Consider the following 14,542-nt stretch of genomic DNA (forward strand, 5'->3'; position numbering starts at 1 on the left):
AGCGTCGCCACCCCGACCGGCGCGTTTCGCGCTAGTCTGCCTGGGAGACTCACGCTGGAGGAAGCTGCGATGATGACGTTCTACTGGGCCCCGCAAAGCCGCGCCGGGCGGATGTTCTGGGCCCTGGAAGAGGTGGAGGCTAACTACGAGGTGGCCACGGTCGATTTCCGGTCCGACCCGCCGGTCCACCCCGAGGGGTTCACCGCAGCCTCGCCCCTGCGGAAGGTGCCCGCGCTGCGGGATGGCGCGCTGGAGATGGCCGACAGCGCGGCGATCGCGCTCTATCTGGCCGACCGCTACGCGCCGAGACGGCTGGCGCCCGCGCTGGATGAACCTGATCGGGGCGCCTTCCTGACCTGGCTCTTCTACACCCCCTCGGTGCTGGAACCCGCCATGGTGGAGAAGATGGCCGATCTGCCGCCCCGCCCGCAGTCCTATGCCTGGGGCAATTTCGACCGCGCGCTTGGCGCCGTCGAGGCGCGGCTGGAGGGGCGCGACTGGCTAGTGGGAGAAGCCTTCTCCATGGCCGACCTGATGGTGTCCGGCACGCTGCAGTTCATGCAGATCTTCGGCATGCTGACGCCTTCCTCCCGACAGGCCACCTGGATGGAGCGCTGTTTTTCCCGTCCCGCCTACGCCGCGGGACGCGCCCGCGAAACGGCGCTGATGGCGTGATTGCAGGCGCGTTGGCGCGCCGCGTACCGGCGGGGCGTGGAAGCCCCGCCACCACCCCCGAAAGAGCCCTGCTTCCCGGCCTGCGCAGACGGCGCCGCGGCCCTGCCGGGAACGCCAAAAAAGCGTGTCATTCGCGTGACATTCCCCCTGTGAACACGTAAGTTGGCGACAAGAAATTCGAAGGGAAAACGCATGGCCGAGGCCGAGCAGACACCACCTGAATACGACGCAGGATCCATCAAGGTTCTCAAGGGCTTGGACGCGGTCCGCAAGCGTCCGGGGATGTATATCGGTGACACCGACGACGGGTCCGGCCTGCACCACATGATCTACGAGGCCGTGGACAACGGCATCGACGAGGCCCTGGGGGGCTACGCCGACTTCGTGAAGGTCGTGATCCATGCCGACAACTCGGTCTCCGTGCGCGACAACGGGCGAGGCATTCCGGTGTCGATCCACCCCGAGGAAGGGGTTTCGGCGGCCGAGGTCATCATGACCCAGCTGCACGCCGGCGGTAAGTTCGACCAGAACTCCTACAAGGTGTCCGGCGGTCTGCACGGCGTGGGCATTTCCGTGGTGAACGCGCTGTCGGACTGGCTGGAACTGCGCATCTGGCGCGACGGCAAGGAACACTACGTCCGCTTCGAGCATTCCGAGACGGCGAACCCGCTGGAAGTGGTGGGCGATGCCAACGGCGAAAAGGGCACCGAGGTGCGCTTCCTGTCGTCGCTGGAGACCTTCTCGAACCTCGAATACAACTACGCCACCCTGGAAAAGCGCCTGCGCGAACTGGCCTTCCTGAACTCCGGCGTGCGCATCGTGCTGGAGGATCACCGCCCCGCCGAGCCGCTGAAGACCGAGCTGTTCTACGAAGGCGGCGTGAAGGAATTCGTGAAGTACCTCGACCGGTCCAAATCCTCGATGATGGAGGAACCGATCTTCATCACCGGCGAGAAGGACGGCATCGGGGTCGAGGTCGCGATGTGGTGGAACGACAGCTTCAACGAAATGGTGCTGCCCTTCACCAACAACATCCCTCAGCGCGACGGCGGCACCCACATGGCGGGCTTCCGCGGCGCCCTGACCCGGACCCTGGGCAAATACGCCCAGGAAAGCGGGATCGCCAAGAAGGAGAAGGTCAACTTCACCGGCGACGACGCCCGCGAAGGCCTGACCTGCGTTCTGTCGGTGAAGGTGCCCGACCCGAAATTCTCCAGCCAGACCAAGGATAAGCTGGTCTCGTCGGAGGTGCGCCCCGTGGTCGAGAACCTGGTGGGCGAGAAGCTGTCGGAATGGTTCGAGGAGAACCCGAACCAGGCCAAGATGATCGTCGGCAAGATCGTCGAGGCGGCGCTTGCCCGCGAGGCCGCGCGCAAGGCGCGCGAGCTGACGCGGCGCAAGACGGCGATGGACGTGAACTTCCTCGCCGGCAAGCTGAAGGATTGCTCCTCCAAGGACCCGTCCGAGACCGAAGTGTTCCTCGTCGAGGGTGACTCCGCCGGTGGCTCCGCCCAGACGGGCCGCGACCGCCGCACCCAGGCCGTGCTGCCCCTGCGCGGCAAGATCCTGAACGTGGAACGGGCCCGCTTCGACCGGATGCTGTCCAGCCAGGAGATCGGCAACCTGGTGATGGCGCTCGGCACCGGCATCGGCCGGGACGAGTTCAATATCGACAAGCTGCGTTACCACAAGATCGTCATCATGACGGACGCCGACGTCGATGGTGCGCACATCCGCACCCTGCTGCTGACCTTCTTCTATCGCCAGATGCCCGAGCTGATCGAGGGCGGCTACCTCTACATTGCGCAGCCGCCGCTGTACAAAGCATCGCGCGGCAAGTCCGAGGTCTACCTGAAGGACCAGGCGGCGATGGATGACTACCTGATCGAACAGGGCACCGACAGCACGCTGCTGCGCCTCGGCGACGGCACCGAGCTGGCCGGCGAGGACCTGAAGCGCGTGGTGACTGAGGCGCGTCAGCTGAAGCGCGTTCTGGACGCCTTCCCGACGCATTACCCCCGCCACATCCTGGAACAGGCCGCCGTCGCCGGCGCCTTTGTGCCCGGCGCGGTGGACAGCAACCTGCAGGGCGTGGCCGACAAGGTCGCCGCCCGGCTCGACCTGATCGCGCTGGAATACGAGAAGGGCTGGCAGGGCCGCATCACCCAGGATCACGGCATCCGCCTGGCGCGCATCCTGCGCGGCGTCGAAGAGGTGCGCACCCTGGACGGGCCGATGCTGCGCTCGGGCGAGGCGCGCAAGACCGGCTCCTTCACCCAGTCCCTGCAGGAGATCTACAACGTGCCCTGCACCCTGGTCCGCAAGGATCGCAGCCAGGTCATCTATGGCCCGCTGGAACTGCTGCGCGCCATCCTGACCGAGGGCGAGAAGGGCCTGACCATCCAGCGCTACAAGGGCCTGGGCGAGATGAACCCGGATCAGCTGTGGGAAACCACCCTGGACCCGGACGCCCGCACCCTGCTGCGCGTGACGGTGGACGACATGGCCGAGGCGGACGACCTGTTCACCAAGCTCATGGGCGACGTGGTGGAGCCGCGCCGCGAGTTCATCCAGCAGAACGCCCTGTCGGTCGAAAACCTCGACTTCTGATCCTGCACCGGGATCGCGCAACGAAAAGGACCCGGGCCGAACTGGCCGCGGGTCCTTTTTCATAGGATGCCGACAAAGGTCTGCAGCTGCGGCCTACATCTGCGCGATGACGAACTCGGGCACTGGGGTCGGGAACCTCTGGCGGCTCTTGTCGGTCAGGCCCTCGTCGGTGATGATCCGGGTGATCTGCTCGATCGGCACGGTGCGATGCAGGGCGCGTTCCATGAAACGGGCACTGTCGGCCAGCAGAATCACTTCGCGCGCGGCGGCGACCATGGTGCGTTTCATCTGGCTCATCTCGATGGCGGTTTCCGACACACATTCCTCGTCCACCGCCGCCGCCGACATGAAGAAGATATCGCAACGGATGTTTTCCAGGAACGCCTCGCCCGGGGCGCCCAGCAGGCTGTAGCTGCCCGGGCGACAGGTACCGCCGGGCACGTGCAGCTTGATGTTCTCATGATAGGTCAGCGCACCGGCAACGTAGAGGTCATTGGTGATCACCGTCAGCGGCATCGACAGCTTGGCCAGCTCATCCGCCAGCAGGTGACAGACCACGCCGCCGGTGTCGATCAGCAGCGACTGGTTCGGACTGACGAAGCGCAGCGCCTCGCGCACGATGGCCTGCTTTTCCTCCACCGCCGTGCGGCGCGACACGTCCGTTGACGGCTCCCATGTGGCGCGGTTGCGCACGGCCACGGCACCGCCATGAGTGCGCTTCACCAGCCCTTCGGAGGCCAGCACGTCGAGGTCTCGCCGGATGGTGGAGACGGAGATGCCGAACATCCGCGCCAAATCCTGGCTGGCACCGGAGTGATTGGCCTCGAACCACTCGATCAGATGCTGTCGCCGCGCGGCCGGCAGCATTTCCTCGTTCAGCGGCAATTCGGACATGCAGCTCCCCTCTCATCACGCAGCATCGCGCCTGCGCGCCCCGGACCTTGGGATAGGTACGGAAAGACAGGCCATCGGGCAACCGGAAGGCGGGCGGGTGCCGCAGCGGCGCGGGGCGCTTGCCCCGGCTCTTGCGGGGCGATCGGCAGAGCCGGACGCGCCGCGGCAAGACCGGGACCTGTGACAAACCGTGCAGCCTTCTGCACGTTTTCGCGCATCACGCGCTGCGTCCGGCGGCCGGCACGCGCAATTCCCTGTCGCTCAGCCGGCACCCGGCTGGATCCCTCTGTCATACTGCGCCCTCTCTGTCGGTCCGCATCCCCTGGTATCCCTGCGCCAGAGGTATAGTCGCGCAGCAAATTGCTCATACCTGGCCGTTTACAAATCTATTGCGCATATTTCTACCATACTCTACCACGAACGCGCAAACACTCCCTCATCGACGAGGGGGCGCCCGAGTCGGGCGACCAGGACGACAGGAACGGACCCTTTCCATGATACTCGACGTGCTCCAACGCATTGAAACGGACACGCAACTGCCCGACGCGGCTGACGTGGTCATCATCGGCGGCGGCATCGCCGGCGTGACCGCAACCCTTTTCCTCGCCGAGGCGGGGCTGAAGGTCGTCCTGTGCGAAAAGGGCGTCATCGCGGGCGAACAGAGCAGCCGCAACTGGGGCTGGGTGCGCCAGATGGGTCGCGACCCGGTGGAGCTGCCGCTGACCATGGGCAGCCTCGACATCTGGCGCGGCATGGACAAGCGGTTCGGCATCGACACCGGCTTCCGCGAGACGGGCATCACCTATGTCTGCCGCACCCCGCGCGAGGTGAAGGAGTTCGCCGACTGGGCCGACCTGGCGGATCGCATCGGCATGGCGTCGGAACGGCTGGACCCGGCGGCCCTGGCGCGCAAGCTGCCGGCGATTGCCCGCGACCGGTTCAAGTTCGCCCTGCACACCAAGGATGATGGCCGCGCGGAACCCTGGCGTGCCGTGCCGCAGATGGCCATGGCCGCCCGCCGCCTGGGCGCCACCATCATCGAGAACTGCGCCGTGCGCGGTGTCGAGACCAGCGCCGGCCACCTGTCCGAGGTGGTGACCGAGAAGGGCACCATCCGGACCGAGCGCGCGATCCTCGCCGGCGGGGCCTGGTCGCGGATGTTCCTGGGCAACAAGGGCGTCAACTTCCCCCAGCTGAAGCTGCACGGCACCGTGGCCCGGGTGGAGATCGACGGCGATGCCGGCGACATGCCCGTGGGCGGCGGCGACTTTGCCTTCCGCAAGCGGCTGGACGGCGGCTATACCGTGGCGCGGCGCAACTGGAACGTGGCGCAGATCACCCCCGACAGCTTCCGCCTGCTGGGCACCTACCTGCCCACGCTGATGTCCAGCTGGCGCGAGATCCAGGTGCGGCTGAACGGCGAGTTCCTGAAGGAAGCGGGCATGCCGCGCAAATGGGGTCATGACCAGCAGACCACCTTCGAGAAGATCCGCACCCTCGATCCGCAGCCGATGGAGCACTACAACCGCCACGCGCTGAAGAACCTGGCGCGCGCCTTCCCCGTTTTCGCCGGCGCGCGGATGACCCACAGCTGGGCCGGCCTGATCGACGCGACCCCCGATGCGATCCCCGCCATCGGCCCGGTGAAGGAAATCCCCGGCCTCTTCCTCAGCTCCGGTTATTCCGGCCACGGCTTCGGCTCTGGCCCGGGGGGCGGTCAGCTGGTGTCGGATCTGGTGCGTGGCGTCACGCCCACCTTCGACCCCGAACCCTTCAGCCTGGAGCGGTTCAAGACAAAGGGCCTGCGCCCCGGCGGCGCAGCGTAACGGCGCCCCGCCCGGAATGAAAAGCCCCCGCGCCACGGCACGGGGGCTTTTCAATGCGCTACGCCCGGGGGCCTGCCCCTGACGCGGAGATCACCACACGCGGTCGAGCAGCGACAGCCAGTTTTCCCCCATCACCCGGCGGATCTTGGTTTCCGACCAGCCCGCGCGTTCCATCGCGGCGGTCAGGTTGGGGAAATCGGCGATGGATTCCAGCCCGTCGGGGAACTCGACCTCCCAGATCTCGGTCAGCTGGCGGGCATAGCCCTTGTCGCGGTTCAGGTATTCGAAGAACTTCGCGCCATAGCCCATGGTGAAATCGGTGCCGAAGCCCACGCGTTCCTCGCCCACCAGATTGACGATGTAGTCGATGGCAGCGACGTAATCATCGACGGTGGCGTTGTTGCCCGCGGCCAGGAAGGGCGGGAACATGGTGACGCCGACGAAACCGTCCTTGTCGGCGATGAAACGCAGCTGTTCGTCCGACTTGTTGCGCGGATGCGGCTTGAGGCCCGCAGGCAGACAGTGGGAATAGGCCACGGGTTTCTTCGAGGCCAGGATCACCTCTTCCGAGGTCTTGGGGCCCACGTGGCTCAGGTCGCACAGCATGCCGACGCGGTTCATCTCGGCCACCACCTCGTGCCCGAAGTCCGACAGCCCGCTGTCGGTGCCCTCATAGCAGCCCGAGCCGACCAGGTTCTGGGTGTTGTAGGTCATCTGCACGATGCCCACGCCCTGCTCCTTGAACAGCTCGATGAACTCCAGCCGGTCCTCGAAGGCGGTGGTGTTCTGGAAGCCCAGCACGACAGCGGTCTTGCCGAAGGCCTTGGCCTGGCGGATGTCCTCGACCGTCTTCGCCTTGACGATCAGATCGCCGTGCTGCTGGAACTGGCGGTTCCAGTCGCCGATGGCCAGCATCGTGTCGCGGAAGTTCTCCCAGACCGAACAGGTGCAGTTGGCCGCGGTCAGCCCGCCCGCCTGCATCGCCTCGAACACCGGGCGGCCCCAGTCGGAAATAATGAGACCGTCAAAGACGATCAGATCGTCGTGCAGCGTGGTCATGTGGTGGTCCTTCGTTCAGAGATAGATATTGCGCACGATGGCGTCGTGATCGCCGGCCATGGCGCGCACGTCGCCGCCGTCGACCACGGCACCGTCGCGCAGGACGATGAAGCGGTCGGCGGCGCGGAAGGCGAGGTTGAGGTTCTGCTCGACCATCAGCAGGGTCACCCCTTCGGCCTTCAGCGCGTCGATGATCAGGGCGATCTCCTCGCAGAATTGCGGCGACAGCCCGCCCGAGGGTTCATCCAGCAGCAGCAGCCGGGGCCCGGACATCATCGCCCGCCCGATCGCCACCATCTGCTGTTCGCCGCCCGACAGGGTGCGGGTGGCCTGGCGGCGCCGTTCGGCCAGCCGGGGGAAGCGGTCGTAGACATGGGCCAGGGTCTGCGACAGCGCCTTGCCGCCGCGCCGCATGGCGCCCAGGCGCAGGTTGTCCTCCACCGTCAGGTCCGGAAAGAGGTCCCGCGCCTGGCTGACCTGGGCGATGCCATGGCCAAAGATCTTGTGCGGCGGCAGGCCCGCCGTTTCCGTGCCATCGAACAGCACTGATCCGGAGGTCGGCGTGACGAAACCGCAAACCGCGTTGAGAGAGGTCGATTTGCCTGACCCGTTGGCCCCCAGCAGGGTCAGGCATTCACCGGGCAGAACATCGTAGGTGGCGCCGCGCAGGATGGGTTTCTTGCCATAGCCCACGTGCAGGTCGCGGATCTTCAGAAGCGGTTCAGGCATGTCCAAGGTAGGCCTCCAACACGGCGCGGTCTTCGCGGATTTCCTCAGGCGTCCCCTCGGCGATGCGGGCGCCGGCGGCCATCACAAGGATGCGGTCGGCGGCGGCCATCACCAGTTCCACCGCGTGTTCGATCAGCAGGATGCCGACGCCCTTCTCCCCCGCCAGACGGTGGATGATCTCCATCATCTGGGCGCGGGCCACGGGCGACAGGCCCACGGCGGGTTCGTCCAGCAGCAGCACCGGCGGGTCCGAGGCGACGGTGCGCACGATCTCGACGATGCGCTGTTGCCCGCCCGAAAGGTCGCCCGCCCGGGTGTCGGCCATATGGTCCATCGACATCAGCTTCAGCAGCTCACGGGCGCGGTGGATGTTCTCGGCCTCGGATTTCAGCGCGGCGGACCGGCCCAGAAGGATGTCCAGGAACGACCCCTCGGTCTGGGCGTGCAGCCCGGTCATCACGTTCTCCAGCACGGTCAGCGCCGGGAACAGCCCGCCGTTCTGGAAGGTGCGGCGCACCCCCTGTTCGGCGATCTCATGCGGGGTCAGCTGGGTCAGTTCCTGCCCCTTCAGAAAGACGGTGCCGGAGGTCGGGGTGACATAGCCCGAGATGGCGTTGAACAGGGTCGACTTGCCCGCCCCATTGGGGCCGATGACGGCGCGCACGTTGCCCTCTTCCAGGGTGAAGGACACGTCATCCAGCGCGGTCAGCCCGGAAAAGCGGACCGACAAGCCTTTTACGTCAAGCAGGGTCATGGGGCCTCCCGGTAGAAACGTTCGACGAAGATGGGGGAGACACGGCGCAGCAGGCTGGCCAGCCCCATGGGCATGGCGACCAGCACCCCGGCGACGATCAGGCCGAAGAACAGCTCTTCCATGCCCGGGAAGGCGCGCAGGTATTCCGGCAGGGCGGTCAGCAGAACCGCGCCCAGCACGGCGCCGAGGACAGAGCCCAGCCCACCCACCAGGACCATGGCGAAGGAGGCGATCAGGTGCAGCATCCCGAAGCTTTCTGGGAAGACATGGCCCACATGACGGGCGAACAGCGCGCCCGCGCAGCCGACGACAAAGCCCGACCACATGAAGGTGACCAGGATCACCCGCGCCGTGGGAATGGCCAGCGAGGCGGTGGCCACCTCGTTTTCGCGCACCGCCATCACCGCCCGGCCAAAGCGCGACCGCATCAGGTTCAGCGTGGCCTTCACCAGCAGCACGGTGACGGCCAGGAAGATGTAGAACTTCAGCGTGTCATCGCTCAGCGAGGTGCCCAGCAGGGTCTCACGCGGCATCGGCATGCCGTCGGTGCCGCCGGTGACGGGCTTTGCATGCAGGTAGGCCCATCTCATCAGCTCGCCGAAGGCCAGGGTGATGATCGCCAGGTAATAGCTGCGGATGCCGCGCAGCGCGGCGGAGGAGGCGAGGAAGCCGCCAAGCGCGCCGAAGGCGCCGGCCAGCGGGATGGTCAGCAGCCAGGGCACCCCCAGCTTCGCCGCCAGGATGGCCGAGGCATAGGCGCCGATGCCGAAGAAGGCGGTATTGGCAAAGGCCAGCTGGCCCAGGTTGCCGATCACCAAGGTAAAGCCAAGGGTGACCAGTACCGAGATCAGGATGCCGTTGGCGATGAACTGGGTATAGGGGTTGGTGGCCAGCGGCAGCAGCAGCAGGACCGCGGGTACGGCCCAGAACAGCCAGCTGCGCAGGCGGCGTTGACGGGCAGAAGGCATTTTCGTCTGGCTCATCGCGTCACACCTTCACCACGGCCTTGCGGCCAAAGAGGCCCTGCGGGCGGATGAACAGGACGGCGACGATGACCACATAGGCGGTGATCTCGATCAGCGCGCTGTCGAGGTAGGCGCCCGCGTATTGCTCGGCCAGGCCCAGCAGGACCCCGCCCAGCACCGCCCCGCCGAGGGAGCCGAAGCCGCCCAGGGTCATGGCCGCGAAGCCCTTGATCAGGAAGGAGGCGCCCAGGTCGGGATGCAGCAGCGACACCGGCGCCACCAGGATCCCGCCAAGCGCGCCCAGGGCCGCGCCGATCCCCCAGGAGAAATCGTTGAACCGGTCCACGTTCAGCCCAATCAGCCGCGCGCCGCGCGGGCTTTGGTAGACCGCCTGGATCATCTTGCCGAGGTCGGTCATCGCCAGCAGGCCAAAGAGGATCAGCAGCAGCACCAGCACCGTGCCGATGATGAAGACCGCGTCGCCGGTGATCACCAGGTTGCCGAGGAAGATCGGCTGCATGTCGAAGACGGCTGGCATGGGCAGCACCTCGCGCCCCCAGACCATGCGGGCGATGCCGCGCAGCACGTAGCCGGCAGCGATGCACATCAGGGCCAGGCCGATATGCGGGCCACCACGCACCGGGCGGATCAGGCCGCGGTTGAACAGCACCCCCAGCACGAACATGGCGATCATTGCCAGGACGGCGGCGGGCAGGAAGGCCACACCGGCCAGCACCACCAGGACGTAGGACAGGAAGGCCCCGGCCATGACGAAATCCCCGTGGCCGAAATTCACCACCGTGGTCGAGCGGTAGACCACCGTCAGCGACAGCGCGATCAGCGCGTAGATCATCCCCTGGGACAATCCCCCCAGGGTCAGCTGCATCAGCATCTTGTCTGCTCCTTCAGAACGACCGGACGTTGCGACCGGGCAAAAGGCCCGGGCGCGGCAGGCACCGCGCCCGGCAGTCGGGGATCAGTAGGGCTGGCCCCAGGCTTTCAGCACGGTCGGCTCTCCATCGACGAAGCCGGCCACGGCCGAGCCCTTGACGCCCTGGTGGTCCTCGGGGGTCCAGGTGATCGGGTCGGACAGGATGCCGGTGTCGAAATCACGCACCTCTTCCAGCGCCGCCATCAGCTTGGACCGGGTCAACTCGGGCCCGACCGCTTCCAGGGCGGCCACCAGCGCCTCGGCCGAACCGATGGACACGAAGGAGAAGGTCGAGAGCTCTTCCTCGGGGTAGTACTCGTGGATCATGTCGCCCCAGGGCTGCATCAGCGGGCCGTCCAGGTTGTCGACGTAGGAGTGGATCACGTAGTAGTTCTTCACCGTGTCGAAATCGCCCGTCCGCTTCAGGGTGTTTTCCAGGTCGGTCCCGGCCGTGCCCATCACGGGGATGTCACCCATGCCGTATTTCTTCAGGTCGCGCAGGAAGATGGCGGTTTCCGCCTCATAAAGCGCGGCGATGATGAAATCGGGCTGTTCCTGGCGCAGCTTCAGAACCTGGGCGGTTGCGTCGGTCTGGCCACGTTCCATCGTCAGTTCCAGCGAGGGGGTCACGCCCTGCTCTTCCAGGTAATCCCGCGCGGGGTTGGAATAGCTGTGCGCCCAGTCGTTGGAATGCTCGATGATCGCCACGTTGGTGGTGTCGGGCTTGGACAGCACGAACTGCGCCATGGCGCGACCGTTGGCGCGACCCGTGGGCACACCGTGGAAGATGTTGGCCGCCAGCGGATCGGAGATGGAATCGCTGACCGCATGGGCGACGATCCAGGGCAGGCCCGCCTCTTCGATGGTCGGGCGCAGGGCCACGGCCACGCCGGAGCAGGAGTTGCCCTGCAGCATGAACACCTCATCCTGCGAGATCAGCTTCTTGGCGGCAGCCAGGCCCTTGGCGCTGTCGCAGGCGGTATCTTCCTGCACCGCGACCAGTTGGCGGCCATGCACGCCACCCTCGGCGTTGACCTTGTCGTAATAGGCCATCATCCCGATCAGCGCCTTGCTGTAGGAAGAGGCATTGCCGGAGAACGGGCCCATCACGCCGATGGTGATGGCATCGTCGGTCAGGCCCTGGGTTTCCCAGGCATCGTCCTGCGCCAGCAGCGGCGACGCCGAAACGGCGAAGGCGGCCAGCAGGCTTGCGAAAGTCTTCATGGTTCACTCCTGTTGGAAGTCAGTTGGGTCCTGCGGTTCGGGCCGCTTTTTGTTGGGGTTGATCCCTATAGATACCGACTGGTTGGTTTGTTATTTGATCAGCCGGATTTCACCGGGCGCACGTGCACGGCGATGATCGCCTTCAGCGCCCCCAGCATTTCGTGGAAGTAGGCGTCGTCGCGGCGCAGCACGGCCTGCACCGCCATGCCCCGGAAGACGTTCATCACCAGGTTCAGTGCCACGCGGGAGGAGACCACGTCGGCATCCACCGCCACGAAGCTGCGGGACCAGGTGCCCTCGAACCGTTCGTGCAGGTCAAGGATCAGCGGTGCCAGATGGCGGCGCAGCTCCTCGTCGCCCCGGGCGGCGACGATGATTTCCAGCGAGGAATAGAACCAGTCGCCGTGGCGAACCCCGTCCCAGACCGCATCAAAGAAGGCGTCATAACTGAGGCGCCCGGCGCGCAGCTCCGTCGCCAGGGCCTCCAGCGCGTTGGCGAAGTTGGCGAACATCTCTTCGGTGGCGGCGACGATCAGGTCCATCTTGCCGGGGTAATGGTGCGTCTGCGCGCCCCGCGACACCCCCGCCCGCTTTGCAATGCCGGCGGTGCTGGTATTGGCATAGCCCACATCCATCAGCGACTCGATCGTCGCCTGCAACAGAAGGCGGCGCGTCTTGGCGCTGCGCTGGTCCTGGGTTCTGCGTTCCGTGATCGTCATGTCGCCTCCATTTACAAACAGGTCGGTTTGTTTCTGGATTCGAGTCAAGCGATACGTGTGATGGACTATCTGTGGGCGTCGTTTTTCCCCGACGCCGGGTCGTCACTGCTCGTAATCTGGGCATACACAGCGGTCAGAGGGCACTCAGGGCGGGCCGCGCGGCGGCGCTGTCGCAATCATGTCATCTGCGCGTCACATGGCTGAAACCTGGCGCGCGCAGGTCGCAGGCACAAGGAGACACCCCATGACCCTTCCCGTGATCGGCGCCGCCCTGATGGTGCCCGAACTGGCCACCTACCACGACTGGCTGTTCGAGAAGAACCGCGACCTAGAAATCCAGAGCTTCGCCGACCCGGCCCTGCTGGCCTCCGGCGACTGGCAGCCGCTGGTCGACGAGGCGAAGCGCCAGCTGGACGGTTTCGCCGGGCGCTATGGCATCCATGGCCCCTTCTGGGGCCTCAGCTTTGCCAATCCGGACCCGGAGATCCGCGCCGTCGTGACCCGCCGCATGGCCCAGGGCCTGGACATCTGCGAGGCGCTTGGCGGCAGTCACATGGTCATCCACTCGCCCTTCACCACCTGGGATCACCACAATCTGTCCACCTACCCCGGCGGGCTGGCGCGGGTGACGGAATGGGTGCACGAAAGCCTCGGCGCCGCCGTGACCCGGGCCGAGAACGCCGGGATCACCCTGGTGCTGGAGAATATCGAGGACATCGATCCCGAGGCTCGCAAGGAACTGGTCCAAAGCTTCGGCTCCGAGGCGCTGAAGCTGTCCATCGACACGGGGCACGCCCACTATGCGCACGGCTCGACCGGGGCGCAGCCGGTGGATTACTTCGTCCGTTCGGCGGGTGATCTGCTGGGCCATGTGCACCTGCAGGACGCCGACGGCTATGCCGACCGGCACTGGTCCATCGGCGAGGGCACGATCCGCTGGCACGAGGTGTTCCGCGCCATCGCCGCCACCGGCGCCAACCCGCGCCTGATCCTGGAGCTGCGCAACCGCGCGGACATCCCCCGCTCGATGGCCTGGCTGGAATCCCGGGGGCTGGGACAGTAAGCAGGGGCATGTCCGCCCCCGATCCCTCTCCCCAGACGCCTCCGAAGAAGCGCAAGAAGATCGACGCCGGGCTGATTACCCTTGCGCTGATCTGCGCGGCCAGCGGCGCAGCGGTCTGGGTTCTGCACGGGCCGGAGGTCTTCACCGATACCCTGCTGGTCGAGCTGGGCTTTGCCGCCATGCTGCTGCCCAAGGTCGTGGGCGGCATCCTTCTGGCCGTGGCCCTTGGCTATGTCCTGCCGCGCGAGCGCATCCTGGCGCTCGCCGGTCCCGACAGCGGGGTGCGCGGCCTGGCCGTGGCGACCGCGGCCGGGGCGCTTTTCCCCGGCGGGCCGGCGGTGACCTTTGCCCTGACGGCGGGGCTGATCACCTCGGGCGCCGACATCGCGGCGGGGGTGGCGATGGTCTCGGGCTGGGTCCTGCTGTCGGCCAACCGCACCCTGATCTGGGAGCTGTCCTTCCTGCCCGCCCATTTCGTCGGCCTGCGCGTGCTGATGACCCTGCCGGTGCCAATCCTGCTGGGGCTGGCCATCCGCCACGTGGCGCGGCGCCGGGCGATCACGGGAGAAGCGGCGGAATGAACATCCTGATCGGCAGCGCGATCATCTGGGCCGGTGCCCTCTGGGCCCTGGCCCGGGTCCGGCGCGATCACGCGTCCGAACTGCGCACGGTCTGGACGATCAGCCTCGACACCTTCGTCTTCATGCTGCCGCGTCTGATGCTGGGCCTGATCTCCGCCGGATTCCTGGCGCTGCTGCTGCCGGAGGCCTTCGTGCAACGATTCCTGGGCGACAGCGCGGGCTTCGCCGGGCTGCTGATCGCCTCCGTTTTCGGGGCGCTGACCCCGGGCGGCCCCTTCGTGGCCTTCGCGATCGGCGCCTCGGCCCTCAAGGCCGGCGCAACCTTCGGCGCCCTGACCGCCTATGTAACGGCCTGGTGCATCTATTCGATCCTTCGGATCATGAGCTACGAGGTGCCAATGATGGGGGGCAGGTTCACAAAGGTCAGGCTGCTCTATTCGCTGCCGGTCCCGGTGGTCCTGGGGTTGGTGGCGCAGGCCGTCATGTAGGCTGACGGCCCGCGCGGATCGCGT

At 66.4% G+C, this 14,542-nt stretch carries 14 protein-coding genes; 6 read left to right on the forward strand and 8 right to left on the reverse strand.

Translation table 11 applies throughout. The features are described from left to right. The first annotated feature begins 69 nt into the window (after nt 1-69). Complete coding sequence (locus LC066_RS09325; RefSeq protein WP_224898218.1) at nt 70-675, forward strand: glutathione S-transferase family protein; 606 nt, start codon at nt 70-72, stop codon at nt 673-675. Nucleotides 676-867: 192 nt separating this feature from the next. Further along, nucleotides 868-3,285: a DNA topoisomerase (ATP-hydrolyzing) subunit B gene (gene gyrB, locus LC066_RS09330; RefSeq protein WP_222475455.1), complete on the forward strand. Its 2,418-nt coding sequence runs from the start codon at nt 868-870 to the stop codon at nt 3,283-3,285. 93 nt (nt 3,286-3,378) lie between these two features. Here the strand turns inward: gyrB and LC066_RS09335 are convergent, their stop codons facing one another. After that, a complete protein-coding gene (locus tag LC066_RS09335; protein ID WP_224898220.1) occupies nt 3,379-4,179 on the reverse strand; it encodes a DeoR/GlpR family DNA-binding transcription regulator in 801 nt (266 codons plus the stop codon). Nucleotides 4,180-4,673: 494 nt separating this feature from the next. On the opposite strand from LC066_RS09335, the gene LC066_RS09340 reads away from it, so the two are divergent. Then, complete coding sequence (locus LC066_RS09340; protein ID WP_222475459.1) at nt 4,674-6,005, forward strand: NAD(P)/FAD-dependent oxidoreductase; 1,332 nt, start codon at nt 4,674-4,676, stop codon at nt 6,003-6,005. 90 nt (nt 6,006-6,095) lie between these two features. Here the strand turns inward: LC066_RS09340 and LC066_RS09345 are convergent, their stop codons facing one another. The 7 genes from LC066_RS09345 to LC066_RS09375 all read right to left on the reverse strand — a co-directional run bounded on the left by LC066_RS09345 (nt 6,096) and on the right by LC066_RS09375 (nt 12,386). Then, entirely contained in the window at nt 6,096-7,064 is a 969-nt protein-coding gene (locus LC066_RS09345) for a dipeptidase (RefSeq protein WP_224898222.1), read from the reverse strand. A gap of 15 nt (nt 7,065-7,079) precedes the next feature. Continuing rightward, nucleotides 7,080-7,793 carry an ABC transporter ATP-binding protein gene (locus tag LC066_RS09350; protein WP_224898224.1) on the reverse strand — a complete coding sequence of 238 codons (714 nt, stop codon included), beginning with the start codon at nt 7,791-7,793 and terminating at the stop codon, nt 7,080-7,082. Then, nucleotides 7,786-8,547, reverse strand: coding sequence for an ABC transporter ATP-binding protein (locus LC066_RS09355; RefSeq protein ID WP_224898225.1), 762 nt, complete (start codon nt 8,545-8,547; stop codon nt 7,786-7,788). Before LC066_RS09355 ends, LC066_RS09350 begins: the two co-directional genes overlap by 8 nt. Further along, nucleotides 8,544-9,530 carry a branched-chain amino acid ABC transporter permease gene (locus LC066_RS09360; RefSeq protein WP_224898227.1) on the reverse strand — a complete coding sequence of 329 codons (987 nt, stop codon included), beginning with the start codon at nt 9,528-9,530 and terminating at the stop codon, nt 8,544-8,546. Before LC066_RS09360 ends, LC066_RS09355 begins: the two co-directional genes overlap by 4 nt. Before the next feature lie 4 nt (nt 9,531-9,534). Then, nucleotides 9,535-10,404: a branched-chain amino acid ABC transporter permease gene (locus tag LC066_RS09365; protein ID WP_224898229.1), complete on the reverse strand. Its 870-nt coding sequence runs from the start codon at nt 10,402-10,404 to the stop codon at nt 9,535-9,537. Nucleotides 10,405-10,488: 84 nt separating this feature from the next. Beyond that, complete coding sequence (locus LC066_RS09370; protein ID WP_222475471.1) at nt 10,489-11,667, reverse strand: ABC transporter substrate-binding protein; 1,179 nt, start codon at nt 11,665-11,667, stop codon at nt 10,489-10,491. Nucleotides 11,668-11,765: 98 nt separating this feature from the next. Continuing rightward, nucleotides 11,766-12,386, reverse strand: coding sequence for a TetR/AcrR family transcriptional regulator (locus LC066_RS09375; RefSeq protein WP_222475473.1), 621 nt, complete (start codon nt 12,384-12,386; stop codon nt 11,766-11,768). Nucleotides 12,387-12,630: 244 nt separating this feature from the next. Between LC066_RS09375 and LC066_RS09380 the strand changes: the two genes are divergently transcribed. From LC066_RS09380 to LC066_RS09390, 3 genes are read left to right on the forward strand one after another with little or no spacing between them, the layout of a single operon-like run. Further along, nucleotides 12,631-13,449, forward strand: coding sequence for a sugar phosphate isomerase/epimerase family protein (locus LC066_RS09380; RefSeq protein ID WP_224898230.1), 819 nt, complete (start codon nt 12,631-12,633; stop codon nt 13,447-13,449). An 8-nt stretch (nt 13,450-13,457) separates the two neighbouring features. Then, nucleotides 13,458-14,030 (forward strand): hypothetical protein, encoded by a 573-nt coding sequence (locus tag LC066_RS09385; protein WP_222475477.1) that lies wholly within the window; start codon nt 13,458-13,460, stop codon nt 14,028-14,030. Then, the gene (locus LC066_RS09390; protein WP_224898232.1) at nt 14,027-14,518 is read left to right on the forward strand and encodes a permease; all 492 of its coding nucleotides are present in this window, start codon (nt 14,027-14,029) and stop codon (nt 14,516-14,518) included. The genes LC066_RS09385 and LC066_RS09390 overlap by 4 nt, the downstream gene beginning before the upstream one ends. The last annotated feature ends 24 nt before the right edge of the window (nt 14,519-14,542 follow it).

The sequence above is a fragment of the Pseudooceanicola marinus genome, from assembly GCF_020177265.1.
Taxonomy (GTDB): domain Bacteria; phylum Pseudomonadota; class Alphaproteobacteria; order Rhodobacterales; family Rhodobacteraceae; genus Pseudooceanicola; species Pseudooceanicola marinus_A.